The organism is Nocardia yamanashiensis NBRC 100130 (assembly GCF_001613325.1).
Classification (GTDB): Bacteria; Actinomycetota; Actinomycetes; order Mycobacteriales; family Mycobacteriaceae; genus Nocardia; species Nocardia yamanashiensis.
This window is the reverse complement of record NZ_BDCD01000009.1, coordinates 108,482-127,933: the sequence shown is the minus strand read 5'-3', so window position 1 is coordinate 127,933 and position 19,452 is coordinate 108,482. Positions and strand designations below refer to the sequence as shown.

General features: G+C 66.6%; 23 protein-coding genes. 8 read left to right on the top strand and 15 right to left on the bottom strand.

Annotated elements, in window-relative coordinates:
• Window positions 1–21: 21 nt before the first annotated feature.
• The gene (locus NY1_RS09635) at window positions 22–1,410 is read right to left on the bottom strand and encodes a winged helix-turn-helix transcriptional regulator (RefSeq protein ID WP_067710556.1); all 1,389 of its coding nucleotides are present in this window, start codon (window positions 1,408–1,410) and stop codon (window positions 22–24) included.
• On the opposite strand from NY1_RS09635, the gene NY1_RS09630 reads away from it, so the two are divergent.
• From NY1_RS09630 to NY1_RS09620, 3 genes are all read left to right on the top strand, one after another.
• Complete coding sequence (locus NY1_RS09630; RefSeq protein WP_157762132.1) at window positions 1,409–1,933, top strand: SRPBCC family protein; 525 nt, start codon at window positions 1,409–1,411, stop codon at window positions 1,931–1,933. The two genes, NY1_RS09635 and NY1_RS09630, sit on opposite strands and share 2 nt — an antisense overlap.
• 52 nt (window positions 1,934–1,985) lie before the next feature.
• Window positions 1,986–2,225, top strand: a complete 240-nt coding sequence (locus tag NY1_RS09625) for a hypothetical protein (RefSeq protein ID WP_067710555.1) — start codon at window positions 1,986–1,988, stop codon at window positions 2,223–2,225.
• A gap of 85 nt (window positions 2,226–2,310) precedes the next feature.
• Entirely contained in the window at window positions 2,311–2,838 is a 528-nt protein-coding gene (locus NY1_RS09620) for an LpqN/LpqT family lipoprotein (protein WP_067710554.1), read from the top strand.
• Window positions 2,839–2,859: 21 nt separating this feature from the next.
• On the opposite strand, the gene rsmA is transcribed toward NY1_RS09620, so the two are convergent.
• The 3 genes from rsmA to NY1_RS09605 form a co-directional block, all read right to left on the bottom strand.
• A complete protein-coding gene (gene rsmA / locus NY1_RS09615; protein WP_067710553.1) occupies window positions 2,860–3,741 on the bottom strand; it encodes a 16S rRNA (adenine(1518)-N(6)/adenine(1519)-N(6))-dimethyltransferase RsmA in 882 nt (293 codons plus the stop codon).
• Between the two features lie 26 nt (window positions 3,742–3,767).
• The gene (locus NY1_RS09610) at window positions 3,768–4,907 is read right to left on the bottom strand and encodes a lipase family protein (RefSeq protein WP_067710552.1); all 1,140 of its coding nucleotides are present in this window, start codon (window positions 4,905–4,907) and stop codon (window positions 3,768–3,770) included.
• 132 nt (window positions 4,908–5,039) lie between these two features.
• Window positions 5,040–6,197: a lipase family protein gene (locus NY1_RS09605; protein WP_067710725.1), complete on the bottom strand. Its 1,158-nt coding sequence runs from the start codon at window positions 6,195–6,197 to the stop codon at window positions 5,040–5,042.
• Between the two features lie 145 nt (window positions 6,198–6,342).
• On the opposite strand from NY1_RS09605, the gene NY1_RS09600 reads away from it, so the two are divergent.
• The gene (locus NY1_RS09600; protein WP_067710551.1) at window positions 6,343–7,113 is read left to right on the top strand and encodes an SDR family NAD(P)-dependent oxidoreductase; all 771 of its coding nucleotides are present in this window, start codon (window positions 6,343–6,345) and stop codon (window positions 7,111–7,113) included.
• A 48-nt stretch (window positions 7,114–7,161) separates the two neighbouring features.
• Here NY1_RS09600 and NY1_RS09595 read toward each other — a convergent pair whose 3' ends face one another.
• Window positions 7,162–8,289, bottom strand: a complete 1,128-nt coding sequence (locus NY1_RS09595; RefSeq protein ID WP_067710724.1) for a resuscitation-promoting factor — start codon at window positions 8,287–8,289, stop codon at window positions 7,162–7,164.
• A 233-nt stretch (window positions 8,290–8,522) separates the two neighbouring features.
• Window positions 8,523–9,383, bottom strand: a complete 861-nt coding sequence (locus NY1_RS09590; RefSeq protein ID WP_067710550.1) for a TatD family hydrolase — start codon at window positions 9,381–9,383, stop codon at window positions 8,523–8,525.
• Here NY1_RS09590 and metG point away from each other — a divergent pair.
• Window positions 9,382–10,941 (top strand): methionine--tRNA ligase, encoded by a 1,560-nt coding sequence (gene metG, locus NY1_RS09585; RefSeq protein ID WP_067710549.1) that lies wholly within the window; start codon window positions 9,382–9,384, stop codon window positions 10,939–10,941. The two genes, NY1_RS09590 and metG, sit on opposite strands and share 2 nt — an antisense overlap.
• On the opposite strand, the gene NY1_RS09580 is transcribed toward metG, so the two are convergent.
• Window positions 10,938–11,723, bottom strand: a complete 786-nt coding sequence (locus NY1_RS09580) for a helix-turn-helix domain-containing protein (RefSeq protein WP_067710548.1) — start codon at window positions 11,721–11,723, stop codon at window positions 10,938–10,940. The genes metG and NY1_RS09580 overlap by 4 nt on opposite strands.
• A gap of 121 nt (window positions 11,724–11,844) precedes the next feature.
• On the opposite strand from NY1_RS09580, the gene NY1_RS09575 reads away from it, so the two are divergent.
• A complete protein-coding gene (locus NY1_RS09575; protein ID WP_067710547.1) occupies window positions 11,845–12,513 on the top strand; it encodes a TetR/AcrR family transcriptional regulator in 669 nt (222 codons plus the stop codon).
• A gap of 30 nt (window positions 12,514–12,543) precedes the next feature.
• Here the strand turns inward: NY1_RS09575 and NY1_RS09570 are convergent, their stop codons facing one another.
• The 6 genes from NY1_RS09570 to NY1_RS09545 all read right to left on the bottom strand — a co-directional run bounded on the left by NY1_RS09570 (window position 12,544) and on the right by NY1_RS09545 (window position 15,656).
• Window positions 12,544–12,942 carry an NUDIX domain-containing protein gene (locus NY1_RS09570; RefSeq protein WP_218028338.1) on the bottom strand — a complete coding sequence of 133 codons (399 nt, stop codon included), beginning with the start codon at window positions 12,940–12,942 and terminating at the stop codon, window positions 12,544–12,546.
• A gap of 70 nt (window positions 12,943–13,012) precedes the next feature.
• A complete protein-coding gene (locus NY1_RS09565) occupies window positions 13,013–13,435 on the bottom strand; it encodes an Ig-like domain repeat protein (protein WP_067710545.1) in 423 nt (140 codons plus the stop codon).
• 127 nt (window positions 13,436–13,562) lie between these two features.
• Window positions 13,563–13,796, bottom strand: coding sequence for a dihydrofolate reductase family protein (locus NY1_RS44465; RefSeq protein ID WP_233434262.1), 234 nt, complete (start codon window positions 13,794–13,796; stop codon window positions 13,563–13,565).
• Window positions 13,797–13,989: 193 nt separating this feature from the next.
• Window positions 13,990–14,811, bottom strand: coding sequence for a metalloregulator ArsR/SmtB family transcription factor (locus tag NY1_RS09555; protein ID WP_067710544.1), 822 nt, complete (start codon window positions 14,809–14,811; stop codon window positions 13,990–13,992).
• Between the two features lie 60 nt (window positions 14,812–14,871).
• A complete protein-coding gene (locus NY1_RS09550) occupies window positions 14,872–15,246 on the bottom strand; it encodes a cupin domain-containing protein (RefSeq protein ID WP_067710543.1) in 375 nt (124 codons plus the stop codon).
• Between the two features lie 35 nt (window positions 15,247–15,281).
• Window positions 15,282–15,656 carry a cupin domain-containing protein gene (locus tag NY1_RS09545; RefSeq protein ID WP_067710542.1) on the bottom strand — a complete coding sequence of 125 codons (375 nt, stop codon included), beginning with the start codon at window positions 15,654–15,656 and terminating at the stop codon, window positions 15,282–15,284.
• Window positions 15,657–15,744: 88 nt separating this feature from the next.
• On the opposite strand from NY1_RS09545, the gene NY1_RS09540 reads away from it, so the two are divergent.
• A complete protein-coding gene (locus NY1_RS09540) occupies window positions 15,745–16,191 on the top strand; it encodes a MarR family winged helix-turn-helix transcriptional regulator (protein ID WP_067710541.1) in 447 nt (148 codons plus the stop codon).
• Here NY1_RS09540 and NY1_RS09535 read toward each other — a convergent pair.
• Both NY1_RS09535 and NY1_RS09530 read right to left on the bottom strand, forming a co-directional pair.
• Window positions 16,186–17,094, bottom strand: a complete 909-nt coding sequence (locus NY1_RS09535) for an aminoglycoside phosphotransferase family protein (RefSeq protein WP_067710540.1) — start codon at window positions 17,092–17,094, stop codon at window positions 16,186–16,188. The genes NY1_RS09540 and NY1_RS09535 overlap by 6 nt on opposite strands.
• 2 nt (window positions 17,095–17,096) lie before the next feature.
• The gene (locus NY1_RS09530) at window positions 17,097–18,023 is read right to left on the bottom strand and encodes an SMP-30/gluconolactonase/LRE family protein (RefSeq protein ID WP_067710539.1); all 927 of its coding nucleotides are present in this window, start codon (window positions 18,021–18,023) and stop codon (window positions 17,097–17,099) included.
• A 370-nt stretch (window positions 18,024–18,393) separates the two neighbouring features.
• On the opposite strand from NY1_RS09530, the gene NY1_RS09525 reads away from it, so the two are divergent.
• Window positions 18,394–19,446, top strand: coding sequence for a 3-oxoacyl-ACP synthase III family protein (locus NY1_RS09525; RefSeq protein ID WP_067710538.1), 1,053 nt, complete (start codon window positions 18,394–18,396; stop codon window positions 19,444–19,446).
• The last annotated feature ends 6 nt before the right edge of the window (window positions 19,447–19,452 follow it).

Sequence of the window (19,452 nt, the reverse complement as noted above, 5' to 3'; positions counted from 1 at the left end):
GGGGTCAGAGCTTTTCGACTATCAGAGCAATACGGGTGTGGCACGGCGGACGATCCGCACCGCGAGGGCGTGCCGGCACGGCCCCCGGTTGCCGCGGGTCTCCGCCCACCAATCACAGGTGCAGACGAAGGTGCCGTCCGAGCCCGAACGAACACGGTGGGTGTAGCCGCCGGACACCACGTCCGCCAGTGCGGGATCACGTGCATCCAACCGCACCGCGTCGGCGGCGACCAGCTCGCGGGCCGCTTTCAGGCGTGGATTGTGCCGCTCGACTCGCCCTGCCGCATAAGGCAGTTCGCGATGGTAGTACGCCGCCTCGGCCATGTCGTAGCCGATGCGGCCGTCGACGCCGAGCCGGGTCAGCGCCGCGCGCACCCGTTCCGGCGTGAGGCCGGACCGCTCCGCCAGCTCACCGATCTCGATGCGCGGATCCCAGGCCAGCAGCACCGACAGCAGTTCCGCGTCCGATTCGGCGTCCGTATCGGCGAGGCCGTCCAAAACCGTTCCCTCGCCGGAGAATCCCCGTCCCGCCTCCGGTGACAGGGTGAGCGTGAGCCGCATGCCGGGCAGCCCGATCTCCCAGGCGGAGGCCAGCAGCGGGCTGTCTCCGGCGGCTTGCGGACCATAGATTCGCAGCGAATCCGCATGGCGCAGTACTCGTTGCAGTGCACCCAGTCGCTGCGGTCCCGGCAGGCACACGGCCCCCGGCACCGGCCGCGAGGTGATTCGCAACCGCCCGCCGGCGGCCACCACCCACTGCCCGCCCCGCGACGCATTGGTTCCCGAGCGCGGCAGGCCGCGCAGGAACCGCACCGCCTCGGCGGCCGAAACCTCGGCTCGCACATCGAATCCCGCCGTGATCACCTGCGTCTCGGCGAACCCGCGCAGCCACCGGTCCGGCAGCGGCACCTTCTTCTCCACCACCCGATCCCCGATGGTCGCCACCGCCAGCTCGTCCGGCCCGACGGTCAGATGCAGCGGATCGCCCGCCCCCACCCCGTTCAACGCATCCCGCAACGGCGTGTTCACGTCGACATTCGTCGTGCCGTAGCCGATGTCGCCGTCGATTCCGTTGTCCAGCACGTCGAGTCGCGCATGCACCCCGCAGCACGCGGAGAACGACTCGAACCGCAACCGATCCCCATTGGCCGTCACCACCGGATCCAGTGAAGCCGCCCGAGTCTGCCGCGGATCGTAATACCGCGCCCCCGCCACATCCGCCACCGCGAGCAGCCCGCCCGCCGCTACCTCCGGCCGCGTGACGAACCCGCGAAAGAACGTCGGATTGGCCACCGCCCCACCGGGCGTACTCCCCCCGCTGGTCTGCAACCCGAGCAGATCCCGTCCCCCGGACCGCTCCAGCCCCGAAGGCCGAAGATACGTAAGCGAATGCACCGCAGTCGAACTCATGCCCCGCACCGTAGATCCGCCCACCGACAGTCCGGAAGCCCCCGCCGCCCCCGCACCCCGATGTCACCACCCCCGACTACCCTGGCCCCCACCCGGATTGGAGCCCGCCATCGCCACCGTCACCGCCGAAACAACCATCGCCGCCACCCCCGCCCAGGTATGGGACGCCCTCCGCGACACCGCCAACGTCCACACCCGCCTACTCCCCGGCTACGTCCTAGACACCCGCATAGACGGCGACACCCGCTACCTCACCATGCCCACCGGCAACATAATCCGCGAACTCATCATCACCGTCGACGACGAAACCCGCCGCCTGGCCTACTCCGCCATCGAAGGCTTCCAACTCCCCCTCACCCACCACCACGCCTCCTTCCAAGTCCTAGACACCCCCACCGGCCAAGCCCGCCTCCTCTGGATAACCGACGTCCTCCCCCACCCCGCCGCCACCGAAGCCCGCCTCCGCATAGACCGCGGCCTCCAAGTGATGCGCGAAACCATAGAACGCGCCACAACCTCCTGACCTGCGACAACCCATCACCCCGCGATAGTCACAGGTTCGCCCCGGCGGTAGCGTGACAGCTCGTGTCGCCTTCCCCACGATCGCATTGCGGTTGGCGCACAACCGGACTCCGGTCGAACACCGCGGCTGGGATGCGCCGGACCGGCTCGGGTTGCCGGTCTACCTCTTGCAATGCGATCCGGATCGGATGTTGAGGGTGCTGGCCGATTTGAAGGATCATCCGGAGCGCCGGAAACTGCTTGCCCACGCGGGGGCCGGGGACTGGTTAGAGGCGGGGTTCGAGCTGTCCTGAGCGCCCCGGTGCGGGGGTGCAGCGGTAGGGTTCACCCCGCCGTCCTGGTACGGGATGGCCGACCGCTGCCTGAGGAGGAAAGCTGATGACGTCTGTCAATCCGGCCGATGCGCATCCGAGCATTGCCGAGTATCTGGCCGGGGCCGGGGTGGAGGCCGCGCCGGTGGCGGCGGGGACGCCCGGGGCGCCGGTGGTGACCATCGCGGTGCCGGCGGGGTGGCAGCAGGTGCCGGCGCAGTTGTTCCCGGGGGCCTATGGGGTGTGGACGCAGGCGCCCGAGGGCGGGTGGGCCGATAACGCGGTCGTGCTGGTGGTGAAGTTCTCGCAGGCCGTGGATGCGAAGGAGCTGTTGAGTTACGCGTTCGGGGATGCGCGGCGGCTGCCGGAGTGGCGGGACAGTGAGACCGATGTCGCGGACTTCGGGGGTTTTCCGTCGGCGGGGATCACGGGGAGCTACAAGGTCGAGCCGTTCCAGTTGTGGACGTATCACCGGTATGTGGTGGTGGAGAACGGGGATGACCAGTTCTTGGTGCAGCTGACGGTCACCATTCGCGATGATCACGATGGGGCGGACGCGGCGACCGTGATCGAAGGGCTGAGCGTTTCGCTCTGACGCCGGTGGGGTCCGGCTCGCTCAGTTCTGTGCGGCGAGCCGGACGAAAGCGGCGGTGTCGAGGGTTTCACCGCGGGCGGTGGGGGCGATTCCCGCTGCGGTGAGCCGCTTTTCGGCTTCGGCGGGGGAACCGGCCCAGCCCGCGAGGGCGGCGCGGAGGGTTTTGCGGCGCTGCGCGAAGGCGGCGTCCACGACGGCGTACACCTTGCGGCGGAACTCCTCGTCCTGCGGCCAGGGGGAATCCTCGAAGCGGTCGATGCGGACCAGCCCGGATTCGACTTGCGGTACGGGCCAGAAGATCTGGCGGCCGACGGTGCCGGCGCGGCGGACGGTGCCGAAGAAACCGGCCTTCACACTGGGGACGCCGTAGATGCGGCCGCCGGGGGTGGCGGCGAGGCGGTCGGCCACTTCCAGCTGCACCATCACCAGAGTGGTTCGGATACTGGGCAATTCGGCCAGCAGGTGGAGCAGAACGGGAACCGCCACGTTGTAGGGCAGGTTCGCGACCAGCGCGGTGGGCTCGGCCGGCAGATCGGCGCGGGTCACCTTCATGGCGTCCATGCCGACCACCGTCAGCCGGTCGGCCAGCTCGGGCGCGCGATCGCGGACCGTTTCCGGCAGATGCTTCGCGAGGGTCGGATCGATCTCCACGGCGATCACCCGATCGGCCACATCCAGTGCGGCCAGGGTCAGCGAACCCAGCCCCGGCCCGACCTCGAGCACCACATCCTCGCGCCCGACCCCGGCGGTCGCCACGATCCGGCGCATGGTGTTGGCATCGTGCACGAAGTTCTGCCCGAGCTGCTTGGTCGGGCGGACGCCGAATCGCTCGGCCAGCTCGCGGACTTCGGCGGGGCCGAGCAGAGCGGCTTTCCCGCGGCCGGCGTTCTCGGGTTCGGACATTCCGGTAAACCTATCAACCCGCCAGCTCAGGACACGGTCGGGGTGGCGAGGACACGCGTGGTGAAGGCGTCGATGGCCGCCCACATCGCCGGATTCAACTGGCAGTGCTTGCCGGTGCCGACCACGGTCGAGAAGTCCACGCCGTTGGCCGCGAACTGGGTGGCGAGCAGTGCGTGCAGCGGCGACGGGACGGTGGTGTCGGTGGCATTGGCCAGCAGCAGGATCGGCTGGTCGTAGCCCCGCACCGGCACCGCCATGTAATCGTTCAGCACCGCGGGCAGCGGTCCTTGCGACAGCGGCCGCGACAGCAGCGCGCCGATCGACGCGGCCTGCATGCGCCGGGTGATCTCCGGCTGGCACACGTCCCCGATGCTGTCCAGCAGCTGCCGCCCGGTATCGGTCAGGTAGCTGTCCACCTGCGCGTCCGGCCGCGCGGCCCGCAGGCCGGCCAGGATCCCGGCGATGAATCCGTCTATGCCGGAACCGGATTCGCCCGGCAGCCCCGGCACCCACGGCCCGGCCACGGGCACGAACTTCTCCACATCCGACGCCGGATCGATGGCGATGGTGCCCCGGAAGTCCAGCTCCGGCGCGGCGCTCACCTGCAGGTTGGAGGTGCCGAGCGCCGCCTGCCCGCCCTGCGAGGCCCCGGTGACGGCCCAGGTCCGCGACAGCGCCGGCTCGGCCGCCCGCGCGGCCCGCACCAGATCGATGGTGGCGGTCGCCTCACTGCGCAGTTCGAGATACGGATGCGGCCCGATCTCGAACAGCCCGAGCCCCAGATAGTCGGGTGCGACGACCGCGAAGCCACGGCTCACGAAGTACCGCATGATCTCGTCTTCGTTGGCGCGTTCGGTGGGCCAGGGCGCGGTGGCGGGATCGGATTGCCCGCCGCATCCGGCGCCGAGCCCGGTGGTGCCGTGGTCGTAGGCCATGATCGGCCAGCCGCCCGCCGGCGCCTGCCCCTCGGGCACGAAGAGCGCCCCGCTGGCCCGCACCGGCTCGCCATTGGAACGGGTCGTCCAGTACGTCACCACCGACCCATTGGGTATGTCGTGAAAGCTCGACGGCTGTGCGGTTGCCGAAATCAGGCTTCCCGCCGGATCGGCCTGCGCGACGGTCGCGGGCAGCGTGAACAACACACCGGCCGCGACCGCAGCGGCCATCGAACTTTTCACAAAACCACTGGTGAACAAGACAATTCCTCCATCAGCCCCGCCCGCAGCATCCGTCAGATCAGTTCAGAGCTTAACGAATCGGGAATTTGCCGATGGATTGCCTTGCCGGTCAAGCCGATCTCAGGAGACCGCCGGGGTAGCCAGAATCCGATCGCTGAACGCCCCGATGGCATCCCACATCTGCGGGTTCAGCTGGGTGTGCGAACCGGTGCCGACGACGGTCTGGAAATCCACCCCGTTGGCGGCGAACTGCGCGGCCAGCGCGGCGTGCAGCGGCGAGGGCACGGTGATGTCATTGGTGTTCAGCAGCAACAGAATCGGCGCGTCGTAACCGCTGGTCGGCACGGTCATGTACGAATCGATGGCGGTCCGGAAGCGCTCGTCGTTCAACGGCTTGTTCACCAGCTCGCCGAGGCTCATGCCCTGCACCGAGCTCATGATGTCGCGGAAGCACAGCCTCGAGATCCGATCCAGGGTCTGCTGCCCGACCGGCGTCAGGTAGCTGTCGAAGTCCAGCTCCGGATGGGTGGCGCGCAGCCCGGCCATGATGCTGACCACGAATCCGTTGACGGCCGTACCGGCATCACCCGGAATCGCCGGGACGTACGGACCGACGAAGGGCGCGACCTTCTCGATATCGGAGGCCGGGTCGGAGGCGATGACGCCGCGGAAGTCCAGGTCCGGGGCTTCGGTGCGCTGCAGGTGGCCCGCGCCGAGCGCGGCGTGACCGCCCTGCGAGAACCCGATGGCGGCCCAGGTGCGCGAGAGCCGCGAGTCGCTGCTGCGCGCCGCCTTCACCAGGTCGATGGTGGCGGTGGCCTCGGTCCGGATCTCCAGGTACGGATGCGGCCCGGTCTCGAACCGCCCCAGCCCCACATAGTCCGGCGCGACGACGGCGAAGCCCTTGTTCACGAAGTACTGGATGACCCGATCCTCGATGGGCCGGCTGAATTTGGTGCTGGTCTGCCCGCCGCATCCGGGACCCATTCCGGAGGTGCCGTGGTCGTAGGCCATGATCGGCCACCCGCCCGCCGGCGCCGGCCCGTCGGGGACGAAGAGCGCGCCGCTGGCCTGCACCGCTTCCCCGTTCGATCGGGTGGTCCAGTAGTCGACGATGGTGCCGTTGGCGAGTCCGCGGAAGCCGTCCGGCGCGGCGACGGTTTCGATCACGCTGCCCGGTGTGGCCGCCTGTGCCGGTACGCCCGGCAGCACCAGCAACGCACCCGTGGACGCCACGGCCGCGGTGAAAATCCGCGTCCGCCAACCGAACAACCGCATGAAACCCTCCATCAGCCCCGACCCATGATCAACAAACCCGATCGAGCCTAAACGATTTGAACAACGGACCAGTTTAAAAGCTCTCTGGCAATTCGCTATCCCGGCAAGCATTGACGCCACCTGAAACTTGTTCTAATTTCTCGCCATGTCGAGCAGATTTGATGGACGTCGGGTACTCGTCACCGGAGCCGGGTCCGGCATCGGCCAGGGCATCGCCCTGCGCCTGCTGGCCGAGGGCGCGCAGCTGGTGGCGGCGGATGTGAGCGAAAACGGCCTGGCCGCAACGGTGGAAGCGGTACCGGCGGACCAGCGGGACAAATTGAAGACGGTCGTCCTGGACGTGGCCGATCCGGAATCGGTGGCCGCCGCCACCGCGACGGCCTTCGAATTCCTCGGCGGTTTGGACGTTCTCGTGAACGCGGCGGGCATCATGCGCGCCGGGCACACCCACGAATTGCCCTTGGAGACCTGGAACAAGGTGCTCGCGGTGAACCTCACCGGAACCTTCCTCATGGTGCAGGCGGGCATTCCGCAGCTGCTCGATTCGCCGCACGGCGGGGTGATCGTGAACTTCTCCTCCACGTCGGCATTCGGCGCGGCGCCGTACATGGCGGCCTACACCGCGTCCAAGGCCGGTATCAACGCCCTGACCCACACCATCGCCCTCGAATACGTGAAGAAGGGCCTGCGCGCGGTGAACATCGTGCCGGGCGGCATCGGCACCAGCCTGACCGCGGGCCTCGACCTTCCGGCCGATGCCGATTGGAGCCTGATGGCCCGGCTCCCCGGCTGGCTGGAGGGCGGCACGCTGGGCAAGCCCGAGGACATCGCGGGCGTGGTGGCGATGGTGGCGTCGGACGACGGCCGCTACATGACCGGCACCGAACTCCGCATCGACGGCGGAGCGCTGATGTAGTCGAGAAATAAAGGGGGCGTGAGGTTCGACCTCACGCCCCTTCTCGTTTCAGCTGATACCGAGCCGGCTGGTGCAGGCGGGCCAGGCGCCCCACCCCTGCCGCGCCCGCGTCACCTCGGCAATGGCGATCTGCTCTTCCCGAGTGGCGAGATCGGCGCGCGGCGCGTACCGCGTCCCGCCCTGACGCTCCCAGGTGGACTGGTCGAACTGGATCCCGCCGTAGTACCCGTTGCCGGTATTGATGGCCCAGTTGCCGTTCGATTCGCACTTGGCCAGCGCGTCCCAGGTGGTCCCGTCGCGCACTTCCGGCACCTCGGTCCCGGGCTTGGCGCCCTTGCGAATGGTCTTGGGCGCGGCCGGGGTGACCACGGTGGCCTTCACCGGATCCTTGCCCGCCTCTTTGCCGTTCACGATGGACACCGCGAAGGTCACGTCCTGCACGCCCGGAATCCCGGGGTTCTCCACCACGGTCCGGCTCATATTGAGCGTCGGGTCCTCGATGATGTTCTCGGTCGGTTCGAGGGGCACCCGCTCGGTGCGGTTCTGCACGATCTTGCGGGTGACGGTGATCTTCATGCCGTCACGCAGCACCGTATCGGCCGACGGCTCCACGAAGTCCTGATTGATCAGCGGCCGGCCCTGCAGCTCCAGCAACTGCCCGACGGTCGGCGCGGCCAGCCGGACCAGCGAATGCGCGCCGCCGTTATCGGCCAGCTCGACCGTGCGCGGATTGGTGATCAGCAGCTGCGCGCCTTCCAGGGGCAGCGGGGTCGGCCGGGCGGGCGAGGTGAACACGTCACCGGGCAGGTTCAGTTTCACCACGGCCTCGGCCACGGTGAGCGCGGTGGTCCACGCCTTGGAGGGCGATCCGTCCACGATGAGCGCGACCTCGCGGGCCCGGTTCAGCGTGATGGTGGACCCGTCCGCGACTTTCGAAGCGGCGGAAGGGGATACGTCGTCGCGCTCGGAGATGCCGAACCCGGCGTCCTTGAGCACGCCGCGCACGTCACCGAACATGGTGTGCTGCACGACCCGCTGACCGTCCACCACGACCGTGACGGTCTTCTTGTTCATGATGGCCAGGCCCGCGCCCACGGTGAGCGTGACGAGCATCGCCGCGATGGCTCCGTACAGGAGCGGCGATCGCGACGAGTTGATCTTCGTCAGTGCGTTCATCGGAAATCCCGGCATGGTCACAGTACGATAACGACGGCTTTGGCGATTGACAACCGATCCGCGCCGATCAGCGAAATCGAAGATCACGAGACGATATCGCTCAACAGGCAAATCACGATCGCGACACAGCATAGTGAGCTATCCCACACGGCGCTAATCGGGCAGGGCGTTTCGCACCGAAGATACGAAACGCGAAAAAAGCTGCGAGCGGCCGTATTCCGCCGGGCGGCGCGCTAGATGCCGTAGACCCTGCGCGCATTGGCGGTGGTGATCTTGGCGAGCTGCGCCGGATCCTGTTCGCGCAACTCCGCCAGCGCCCGCACCGTGTACGGCAACACGTACGACTCGTTCTGCGCACCTCGGAAGGGATGCGGGGTCAGGAACGGCGCGTCCGTTTCGACCAGAATGTGATCGTCGGGAACGAGTTTCGCGGCTTCCCGCAATTCTTGGGCATTCTTGAAACTCACCGTGCCGGAGAAACTCAGCACATACCCCTGCTCCACGCAGGCGAGGGCCATGTTCGCGTCCGAGGAGAAGCAATGGAAGATCACCTCTTCCGGCGCGCCCTCGTCCAGCAGCACCGCCAGCAGATCGTGATCGGCTTCCCGGTTGTGGATCATGAGCGGTTTGCCGAGGCGCTTGGCCAGATCGATGTGCCAGCGGAAACCCTCCACCTGGGTCTCGATATCCGCGCAGCCGTCGAGCTTGCCGGGCCAGTAGTAGTCGAGCCCGGTCTCGCCGACCGCAACCACGCGCGGGTCCGCGGCGAGCTGTTCCAACTCGATCTTGGCGGCTTCGTCGAGGGCGTTGGCGCGGGTGGGATGCAGCGCGACCGCCGCGTACACCCGGTCGTCCCAATGGGCGGCGCGCACCGCGAACCGGGCGGCTTCCAGATCGTCGGCCACGGTGACGATCTCCCGCACGCCCACCGCGCGGGCCCGATCGACCAGGGCGGCAACCGCTTCCGGCGTGGTCGCGCCGCACGCGTCGATATGGGTGTGGGCGTCGATGAGCGGCGACAGCGGCTCGGGCGGTTCGGGCGCAGGTCGGCGGCTGCTCTTTGCGGACACGCCGTTTAGAGTAGACAGCACCATGAGCGCATCCGAACGCCCCGCCTTCTACCTCACCACGGCTATCGCGTACCCGAACGGCGCGCCCCACATCGGGCACGCCTACGAGTACATCTCCACCGATGCCCTGGCCCGCTTCAAGCGGCTGGACGGGTTCGACGTGTTCTTCATGACCGGCACCGACGAGCACGGCCAGAAGGTGCAGCAGGCCGCCAAGGCCGCGGGCAAGCCGGAGCGGGAGTACGTCTCCGGCAACTCGGATGTGTTCGAGCGCATGGACCAGGCCCTCGACGTCTCCTTCGACCGGTTCATCCGCACCACCGACGCCGATCATCACGCCGCGGCCATCGCCATCTGGGAGAAGATGGCCGCCAACGGGGACATCTACCTCGACACCTACGCGGGCTGGTATTCGGTGCGCGACGAGGCGTTCTACACCGACGAGGAGACCACCGTCCTCGAGGACGGCACCCGCATCTCCACCGACACCAAGACCCCGGTGGAGTGGACCGAGGAGTCGAACTACTTCTTCCGGCTGTCCAACTATCAGGACAAGCTGCTGGAGCTGTACGAGACGCATCCGGAATTCATCGCGCCCGGCACGCGCCGCAACGAGATCGTCTCGTATGTGAAGGCGGGGCTGAAGGATCTGTCCATCTCCCGCACCACCTTCGACTGGGGTGTGCCGGTGCCGGGTGATCCGGCGCACGTCATGTACGTGTGGGTGGACGCGCTCACCAATTACCTGACCGGCGCGGGTTTCCCGGACGTCGAGTCCGAGCAGTTCCGCAAGTTCTGGCCGGCCGATCTGCACATCATCGGCAAGGACATCACCCGCTTCCACACCGTCTACTGGCCGGCGTTCCTGATGTCGGCCGGAATCGAGCTGCCCAAGCGCGTTTTCGTGCACGGGTTCCTCTACAACAAGGGCGAGAAGATGTCGAAGTCGGTCGGCAATGTCGTCGACCCGATGGAACTGGTGGACACCTACGGGCTGGACGCGGTGCGGTTCTTCCTGCTGCGCGAGATCTCCTACGGGCAGGACGGGTCCTACAGCCACGAAGGCATTGTGGGGCGGATCAATTCGGATCTGGCCAACGAGTACGGCAATCTGGCGCAGCGCTGCCTGAAGATGGTGGGGCGTGATTTCGGCGGGGTGCTGCCGACGCCGGGCGCGTTCACCGCCGACGATCAGGCGCTGCTGGATCGCGCGGGCGGGCTGCTGGAGAAGGTGCGGGCCGAATTCGACCAGCAGCAGATCCATTTGGGGCTGGAGCAGTTGTGGCTGACCCTGGGTGAGACGAATCGCTATTTCTCGGCGCAGGCGCCGTGGACGCTGGCCAAGGAAGGCACGGCGGAGGCCACCGAGCGCGAGGGCACCATTCTCTACGTGACCTCCGAGGTGCTGCGGATCGTGTCGATTCTGGTGCAGCCGGTGATTCCGGCGTCGGCGGGCAAGATCCTGGATCTGCTCGGTCAGACCGGACGCGATTTCGCCGATATCGGCACGCCTCTGAAGGGCGGGATCGCGCTGCCGGAACCGCAGGTGGTGTTCCCGAAGTACGTGGAGCCCAAGGCTTAAGGCTCGTCCGGCAGGCGCGCCGGGGTCAGCATGAACAGCTGATACTGGCGGTCGTTCGGGTGCCAGGAGTTGTAGGAACGCATGGTGAAGGCCAGGCGGCCGCCGTCCGGGGTGCGGACCAGGGCGGTCGCCCGGTTGTAGGTTTCCTCGTCCATTTCGGTGTTCCACATGGTTTCGAATTCCGGGATTTCGCGGCGGCAGGTTTCCAGGATCTGCGCCAGCCGCACCGGATCGGCAATGCCGGGGGCGCTGGTCTTGAGGATGTAGATCAGGCGGTGCACGATCTCGTACCAATTGATCAGGGTGGCACGGGCTTCCGGCACACTGGCCATCTGCTCGATCACATTCGTCGGGCGTTCGGCGTCGAGCGGTGCGGGGTGCAGCCACGGGAATGCCTCTCGGGCCACCTGATTGGCGGCGAGCACTTCGTATTCCGGGAACTTGTGATAGAACGCCGGAAACGGAAAGCATTCGAGATGGTCGAGATCCTCCGCGGTGAGCACCGGCGGCCATTTCCCTACCGCGATGGTGGAAATGCCCGGCAAGGCCAGGGTCGCCATCTTTTCCATCAGCCAGACCGGGGCGTCCATGGCGCGGCACCAATCCTCTAGCCGGCTGCCGGTGAGCGGGCGTTCGCCCTTCTCCAATTTCCGGTACAGCGACAGGCTGACGAACATGCGGTTGGCCACATCCTGCTGGGTCAGGCCGAGGCTCTCCCGCCGATACCGCATATACGCACGCAGCAGCGGCTTTTCCGTCCCCTGATCGATGGCTCCCAGCACGGGCTCGGACGATACCCGATTCGGAACTGAGGTCACCCGCCAGCAGCACCGAACGCAACAGTTTCACACCGCGGCCGATAATAAGGAAGCGGTTGATATCGGTTGGGCGAAAGAGGGCAGCATGCGGGAGCAGCAGGTGCGGGCGACATTGCAGCGCACCAGTTTCGACGAGCGGCATCGCGCCGCCCGGGACGCGGTACTCACCTCACAGCGCGGCCGCCTCATCGAGGCGATGGTGGAATGCGTGGAAGCCAAAGGTTATGCCGCCACCACCCTCACCGATCTGGTCGCCCGCGCCCGCGTCTCTCGCAGCACCTTCTACGAGCACTTCACCAACAAGGAACAGTGCTTTGTGGAGGCCGTGCACGCCGGCATGGACATCGTCCAAGCCCGCATAGCCGACGAACTCTCCCAGCTTCCTCCCGACGCCGATGCCGTCACCCGCATCGAATGCATCGTCAACACCTTCTGCGAAACCGTGGCCACCGAACCGGATTTCGCCCGCCTCATCCTCGTCGAATCCTTCAAGGTCGACGCCAGCGCGGTCGGCTTCCGAGACCAGGCCGTAGACGGTTTCGCCGCCCTCTACCGCCTCTTCTACGAACAAGCCCGCAAATCCGACCCCGCCCTCCCCCACCTCTCCGACACCATGCTGGCCCTCATCCCCGACGCCATAGCCGAACGCACCCGCCGCGTAATAGTCACCGAAGGCGCCACCCAAGTCCCCACCCTCGCCCCCACCTTCATCCAATTCGTCCACGCCGTCCTGGGTTTCACCCCCACCCGATGACCCGAGCCGCCCTGTGCAGAGCTGAGCCGGTCAGGGGTTGGGGGTCAGTGCGGCGCGGAAATGGTCGGCCAGGTCGAGGGCAATCGCTTCTTCCGGGGTGAACCAGGCGTGGTCGTCGTGTTCGGCGGGGTTGAGAGTTACTGGGTGAGTGGCGGATTCGATGCCTTCGTAGATTCGGGCGTGGATGCGGAGGGGGCGGCCGGTTATGTCCATCCAGGAGTGGGTGGCGCGTTCGGCGGTGATTTGGATTGCGAGGCCGGTTTCTTCGGATACCTCGCGGATGGCGGCGGCTTCGGGGAGTTCGCCGGGTTCGACGCCGCCGCCTGGGAGTTCCCAGCGGCCGGATAGGAAGACGCCGGGTGCGCGGCGGATCAGCAGGATTGCGCCGTCGCGTTCGATGCGGCAGTAGACCAGATGTTTTTCACCCACCCGACGATCTTGCCGGGTTGGCATCGGGGATGCCGGACGGGCTCGATCGTCGGGGGCTCGGGGCGGGGGGTTACTTGGCGGAGAGGCTGCTCAGGATGCTGGCGAAGGGGTTGCCGTCGAAGGAGCCGGTGCCGCCGCCGGTGGGGGTGCAGTCGACGACGGAGACGGTGGTCGTCTTGCTGCTGATTACTTCCTGGACGGCTTTCAGGGTGTGGGAGCCGGTGGTGGTGGGGGTCCAGGAGAAGGTGGCTTTGCCGTTGGAGGGCTTGGCTTTTCCGACCTCGGTGCTGCCGTCGGTCAGGGTGACGTCGAACAGGAATGAGGTGACCGTGACGTCGACGGTGACGGTGTAGGTCTTGCCGGTGCAGAACTTGTCGCCGGAGACGGAGATGCCGGTGACCAGGGCGTTCGCGCTCGGGGCGGCGAGGACCGCGGTGGCGGCCAGGGCGCCGAAGGCGGTGGCGCCGAAGCCGGCCCGGTGGAATTTCGTCATGAGTGTGCTCCTTCGGTACTCACAGCTGCGTGAGTAATCCGAAACAATAGTGCTTCACTCATTCATCGGTGCAGTTTTCGACGGAAAGCCACCGAGACCATGATCCTCGCCGCCGCCCGGCCGCCGCTCACCGAACCCAGTCGTAAACCACGGCGATCTCGCCGAGCTCCCCGATTTCCTGTTGTACCACTGTCCATTCCGATCCCGGCAGCCCGTCTTCGAAAAGCCGGTCACCACCGCCGGCGATCTCCGGGCAGATGACGAGGTAGAGGCGGTCGACAAGGTCTGCCGCCAGCAGCGGCTTCAGAATGCTCGGACTGGTGTTGACGAGAATGTCCCCGCCCCCGCCACCGTCGACCAATACCCGATGAACCCTTCGGCATTCCCCCGCCCGAGCACCGCCGTGGTGGCATGCTCCCACATCCGATTCATCTGATTCCGAGCCACCTCGGTCGTCGCATACTTGACGATGCGCCCCAGATCAGCCGCGCCTCCGGGCCCGGAGTACCGCCCATCGAGGGTGATGCTGATATTGGCCGCAACTCTGCGCGCATTCATGATTCCGCTCCTTCATCGTCGGTGTGTGCGCCGATGAGCTCGGCGAGATTGTCGAGAACCTGCCCCCATCCGGTTTCGATACCGGCGATGAAAGGCGCAGCCCCGATGGTCGTTTCGGCAATGGTCAACCCCAGTCGCAGCCGGGTTCCCCGCGAGACCGCGGCCAGGCTCAAGTCGTAACGACCGGTGAACGAAATTGCCCCGGCGGCGTCGAGCACCGCGAGGTCGAAGACGAGCACACCGGGCTCATCGGCCGCGAGCACCTGCCCTTCGGAGCGGTATCGCCGCCCCTCCTCGTCGCGATACTCGAGCACGACCCGCCCGCCCGGCCGAGGCTCCAAGACGCATTCGGCGATGGTCAACGGCTTCGGCGCCCACCAGGATCCGAGCAGATCCGCATCGGTCCAATACCGCCAGACCCGCTCCCGCCCCGCGTCGAAGGTCCGCTCGAACGCGAACTCGCGCCCATCCGCCCACCGATCCCGATCCGCCGCAATGGCTTCCCGATCGATGGCCGCCCGGTACCGTGCGATCACATCCCGCTCGCCCGCATGCGCCTCGGCTGTCTCGAGCAGCTCCCGCAGCCGAGCCGAAAAGGCTTGCAAAGGCCCGGTTTCCAGCGCATAGACCCGCCGTTGCCCGAGGGGAAACACGGTGACCAGCCCTGACCGCGCGAGCGTCTGCAGATGCTTGGTCGCCTGCGGCTGCCGCAACCCGGTCAGCTCGGCCAGTTCACCGACCGCCCGGGGCCGCTCCGCGAGCAACTCGACCATGCGCCAGCGCGCACTGTCCCCGAGCGCTGCCGAGATTTCGTCCATGCCCACAATATTCCATCAAGGGAATATTCCTGTCAAGGAATATTTTGCGAGGCGCCCCGATTACCGCGCCCAGGGTGCGATGACAGGAGGCTGCCCGGGGATCAGTCCCTGGCCACCGACCGGCAGCACGACGATCGCTTCGAAGGGCTCAGGATTGGGGTTGGCCATGGCGAATTGGTGATGGGCCGGGACGATGAGGGCGTCTCCGGCTGCGACGGTGAAGGTTTCGCCGTCCATGGTCACGTTCATCGCCCCGGCGAGGGCGATGAAGATCTCCTCGCGGTCGAGGGCGTGCGGCGGGGCGTCGACACCGGGTTTGATGCTGAGGCGCCATGCGCAGTTCTCCTTGGAGCCGCGGCTGGGGGCGGCCAGGCCGATGAAGGAAGCGTGGTCGTTCTCGAAGCGCGGGGCCTGGTCGGCGGTGATGTGCGGCATGAATCCTCCTGGGGCGGTGCGGAATCGGGGTCGGACTATTGCGCCCAGGGCGGGCTGACCGGGTCGCCGCCGGGGGCCTGGGCGTAGGCGCCGACCGGCAGGATGGCGACAGCCTCGAGGGGTTCGTCGCCCGGCACCGACAGCCGGAAGACGGTGTGGGCGGGAATCACCAGGGCGTCGCCGGCCGCGAAGTCGCGCGTCTCGCCGTCGATGGTGATGCTGCCGCGACCGGAGAGCGCGATGAAGATCTCCTCACGGGAAACCGCGTGCTCGTGGCCCGGATTGCCCGGGTTCAAGGTGAACCGCCAGACGCTGTTCTCAGTGGAACCACGACTGGGCGCAGCCAACCCCACGGCACGCATGCCGGGACCTTCGAACACGGGCGCATCTGCGGACTTGATGAGTGGCATGCTGTGTCTCCTAGTATTCAACCAAGGTGTTCAACTAATGTGTTCAACTGAAGTTGAAAATATCGGAACGAGGAGAGAAGAGTCAAGGATGGATTTCGGAGTCCTGCTCGGCCAGGCGTATCAAGCGTTCGTCCAGGACATGCACGCCGAGCTGGCCGCCCGCGGCCACCGCACGCTCGGCGCCTCGTACGGATACGTACTACGCAGCCTCGCCGAGACCGCGCTGACCGCAAGCCAATTGGGAGAACGGCTCGGAATCACCGCACAGGGCGCAGCCAAGGTGGTCGACGAGATGGTGAAGCACGGCTACATCGAACGCCGCGCCGACCCCGCCGACAAGCGAGCCAAGCTCCTTCATCTTTCCGACCGTGGCCGGGACATGCTCGATACGGTCCGAGCGTTTCACGCCGAGTACGAGCGAGCACTCATCGAGAAGGTCGGCGCGGACCAGGTAGCAACGCTACGAGCGGTGCTGGGTGAGATTGTCAGCACCGCAACGGATTCCGGTTCCGACCGAGCCTTCCGGCCACTATGAGGTGAGTACAGCGGCCAGTTGCTCGGTGCAATCCACGAGCCACACGGGATCACCATGGGCGCGCCCCCACAGGGCTTCCCGAACCGCACCGGCCTGCATCCAGCGGCGCGCCCGATCGAACTCTATTCCGGCTGCTTCGCAATAGATTTCGAGGAGCCGCAAAACCGCGGGACGAAGGTTCGGCGCATCGAGAAGCACGGATGCGAAACGCGGACTCCGAATCACGTTCAGCGCGTCCTGCGCAGGGTCGCCGACCTGACCTTTGGGATCCACCGCCAGCCAAGGTTCACGGTCGGAGGCCAGCACATTGGCATCGTGCAGGTCACCGTGCACAAGGGTGGCGGGCTGATCCGGGCCGAGGTCACGGAGCGTGGCCAGCGCGGCATCGAGGATGCGGGACGGTATCGGATCACCGAATTCGGTCGCGGTGGCGCGCATTTCGCGTTCCCAGCACTTCGCCTGATCGGCAAGCCGGGGCAGACCGGTCGGCCCCTCGACGGCCAGACGGCGGGACAGACCGCCTTGGATGACCAGCGCCTCTTCATGATTCGCGATGGTGGCGAGAGTGCGGTCGGTGGCACGCTCGAGCAGCATGGCGAAATGCTCGTCGGCGCGTGCGTAGAGGTAAGTGGCGCCCCGGCCCTGCCACGCCTCGTAGGCGTCCGGTTCATGGACGTTCCCCGGGTGCGGGAACGACACTTTGATGACCGCGGGTGGCAGGTCCGGGTTCCGGACCGGCACGACGATCCCGACCTGACCGTGCATGACCGGTCCGGCGGGCGTGCAGGACCAGCGCTGCAGGAGCTCGTCGACCACGTCGGGAAGCGCCGCGATCCAGGCCCGCCCCGCTTCGCCCTCACCTGCGATTTTGGTGTGGGCGAAGGCTTCCGGGATTTCGATCATGGTCAGGGGGTGAGGCGGGTGACGGTGCCGAGGAAGCTGGTTACGTAGGCGGACTTGGGGTCCCAGCCGGGGCCGGAGCCGAAGCGGATGGAGCTGGAGAGGGGGAGATTGTCGGCGATGGTGCAGGTGGCGGCGGTTTCGGGGTCCAGGCGGACGATGCGGCCGGCCAGGTTGAGGGCCACGTAGACGGCGCCGTCGGGGCCGACGGTCAGGTCGTCGGCGGAATTGAGGGGGCCGAAGCCGGGGAGGGTGTAGCGGGTGGGTTCGGCATTGGGATGGTCGATGTCGACGGCGGCGATGGTGGTGGTCATGTCGAAAGTGGTGGAGACGAACAGCTTTCGGCGCGCCGGGTCGTAGGCGAGGCCGTTGGTGGAGGTGAGGCCGGGCGCCAGCACCTTGGTGCTGCGGTCGGGGGCGATCTCGGTGAGGGTGGTGCCGGACCCGAAGTCCTTGCTGACCACGAAACCGCCGTCGGGCAGCAGCGCCAAGCCGTTGGGCATGCGCAGGCCGGTGGCCATGGTGGTGAGCGCGCCGGTGGTGAGATCGAGGGCGACCACGGTGCCGTCGGCGGTGTCGGTGAGACCGGACCGGGTGCTGTTGCCGGTATTGATGTAGGCGGTATTGCCCGACACCACGATGCCGCCGGGCGAATCCACCTGTGCCGCAGTCGAACGCTTGCCGTCGACGCCGAGCCGCTGCACGCCGCCGCCGGATCCGGTCAGCGCGGTCTCCGACAGCAGCAGATTGCCGCGGCCGTCGAAGGCCAGATTCTCCAGCAGCCCGTAACCGCTCGCCACCGTCGATCTGCTCCAGGCGCCGCAGCCGCCCGGAGTCGTTTCGGCCGCCGCCGTGCCCTGCGTGGCCAGCGCCAGGCCCGCGCACAATTGCACGGCCACAATGCTTCCGGCCAGTACCCGCCTCAATCCCATCAGGACAAACTAGTCAGTACGACCGACGAATTCCATGACGGATTCGCGACAACCTGCGAAGACTGTGTGCACCGGGCGCTCCGGAACCCCGGCGGCACCGGTCCGCCGGGCCCGAAAACCGGTGCCGCCCAGACAGTTTCGGGTGAATTTTTCTGTAACCGTGAGTTACATTCGCAATCCCCAGGATTCGAGGTGAGGTCCCTCACAGGGAACCCGCGCGTTCCTATCCCCTACCGGCCCCATTGTCCCGGTGCACAATGTCTCAGACGATTTCTGTGTATTCGCCCGGTCGCAGGTCTAGTTACCGTCCGGTAGCCTCATCTCGGTCACAGTTTCGGATTGCCATTCTTCGCACTTTCAGGAGTCCCCAGTGCCGCATTCCCGATTCGAGTCGATCGGCGCGTATCTGCCGACGAAACGCGTCACCACCCAAGAACTCATCGCGCAATTGAAAGAGGCCCCGGGCTTCGATCTCGAACGCATCACGGGCGTCAAGGAACGGCGCTTCCGCGATACCAGCCCGGACCATCACGAAGACTCGTTCACCCTCGCCATGAACGCGGTCGAGGACTGTCTTTCCAGGTCGCAGTACACGGCCGACGATATCGACGTCATCATCTCGACCTCGATCACGCGCAGTAAAGACGGCACCAAAATGTATATGGAACCGTCTTTCGCCGGTTCCATCGCGAAGGCGATCGGCGCCCGCGCCGATGTCATCACCTTCGATCTGTCGAATGCCTGCGCCGGAATGCTGACCGGCACCTACATTCTCGATCGCATGATCCGCTCCGGCGCCGTGCGCCGCGGAATTGTGGTCAGCGGAGAAGCGATCACACCCATCGCGGAAACCGCCGTCGCGGAAATCAGCGAGAAATACGATTTGCAATTCGCCTCGCTAACCGTGGGCGATTCCGGGGCCGCCGTGGTGCTCGACCAGGCCGTGGACGACAACGACAAGATCCACTACATCGAGCTCACCACCGCCTCGGAGTATTCGCACCTGTGCCTGGGCATGCCCAGCGACAAGTCCCAGGGCGTGGCGCTGTACACCGACAACCGCAAGATGCACAACGAATCACGCTTCCTGCTGTGGACCGATACGCAGGGCGGATATCTGGAGCGCGAAGGCCGTTCGTTCGCGGACGAGAACTTCGACTACATGATTCACCACCAGTTCGGCGCGGGCGCGATTCCGTTCATCAACGCCATTGCCGAACGCGAGTTCGGCGCGCCCATGCCGCCGGATCTGAATGTGCTGGAGAAGTACGGGAACACTTCCACCACTTCGCATTTCATCGTCCTGCACGATCAGCTGAGCCAGCAGGCCATTCCCACCGGCTCCAAGCTGCTCATGGTCCCCGCCGCGTCCGGCGTCGTCGCGGGATTCCTGTCCACCACGATTTCGTCGCTGAAGGTCTGAGGTCTG

What these genes read in the sequence shown, in the direction of transcription:
- NY1_RS09600 (WP_067710551.1), top strand. Translation starts at nt 6,343, where the DNA reads ATGTCGAGCAGATTTGATGGACGTCGGGTACTCGTCACCGGAGCCGGG.
- NY1_RS09540 (WP_067710541.1), top strand. Translation starts at nt 15,745, where the DNA reads ATGGATTTCGGAGTCCTGCTCGGCCAGGCGTATCAAGCGTTCGTCCAG.
- NY1_RS09635 (WP_067710556.1), bottom strand. Translation starts at nt 1,410, where the DNA reads ATGAGTTCGACTGCGGTGCATTCGCTTACGTATCTTCGGCCTTCGGGG.
- rsmA (WP_067710553.1), bottom strand. Translation starts at nt 3,741, where the DNA reads ATGTCCGAACCCGAGAACGCCGGCCGCGGGAAAGCCGCTCTGCTCGGC.
- metG (WP_067710549.1), top strand. Translation starts at nt 9,382, where the DNA reads ATGAGCGCATCCGAACGCCCCGCCTTCTACCTCACCACGGCTATCGCG.
- NY1_RS09595 (WP_067710724.1), bottom strand. Translation starts at nt 8,289, where the DNA reads ATGAACGCACTGACGAAGATCAACTCGTCGCGATCGCCGCTCCTGTAC.
- NY1_RS09610 (WP_067710552.1), bottom strand. Translation starts at nt 4,907, where the DNA reads ATGGCCGCTGCGGTCGCGGCCGGTGTGTTGTTCACGCTGCCCGCGACC.
- NY1_RS09545 (WP_067710542.1), bottom strand. Translation starts at nt 15,656, where the DNA reads ATGCCACTCATCAAGTCCGCAGATGCGCCCGTGTTCGAAGGTCCCGGC.
- NY1_RS09550 (WP_067710543.1), bottom strand. Translation starts at nt 15,246, where the DNA reads ATGCCGCACATCACCGCCGACCAGGCCCCGCGCTTCGAGAACGACCAC.
- NY1_RS09565 (WP_067710545.1), bottom strand. Translation starts at nt 13,435, where the DNA reads ATGACGAAATTCCACCGGGCCGGCTTCGGCGCCACCGCCTTCGGCGCC.
- NY1_RS09535 (WP_067710540.1), bottom strand. Translation starts at nt 17,094, where the DNA reads ATGATCGAAATCCCGGAAGCCTTCGCCCACACCAAAATCGCAGGTGAG.
- NY1_RS09630 (WP_157762132.1), top strand. Translation starts at nt 1,409, where the DNA reads ATGCCCCGCACCGTAGATCCGCCCACCGACAGTCCGGAAGCCCCCGCC.
- NY1_RS09590 (WP_067710550.1), bottom strand. Translation starts at nt 9,383, where the DNA reads ATGGTGCTGTCTACTCTAAACGGCGTGTCCGCAAAGAGCAGCCGCCGA.
- NY1_RS09620 (WP_067710554.1), top strand. Translation starts at nt 2,311, where the DNA reads ATGACGTCTGTCAATCCGGCCGATGCGCATCCGAGCATTGCCGAGTAT.
- NY1_RS09530 (WP_067710539.1), bottom strand. Translation starts at nt 18,023, where the DNA reads ATGGGATTGAGGCGGGTACTGGCCGGAAGCATTGTGGCCGTGCAATTG.
- NY1_RS09555 (WP_067710544.1), bottom strand. Translation starts at nt 14,811, where the DNA reads ATGGACGAAATCTCGGCAGCGCTCGGGGACAGTGCGCGCTGGCGCATG.
- NY1_RS09575 (WP_067710547.1), top strand. Translation starts at nt 11,845, where the DNA reads ATGCGGGAGCAGCAGGTGCGGGCGACATTGCAGCGCACCAGTTTCGAC.
- NY1_RS09605 (WP_067710725.1), bottom strand. Translation starts at nt 6,197, where the DNA reads ATGCGGTTGTTCGGTTGGCGGACGCGGATTTTCACCGCGGCCGTGGCG.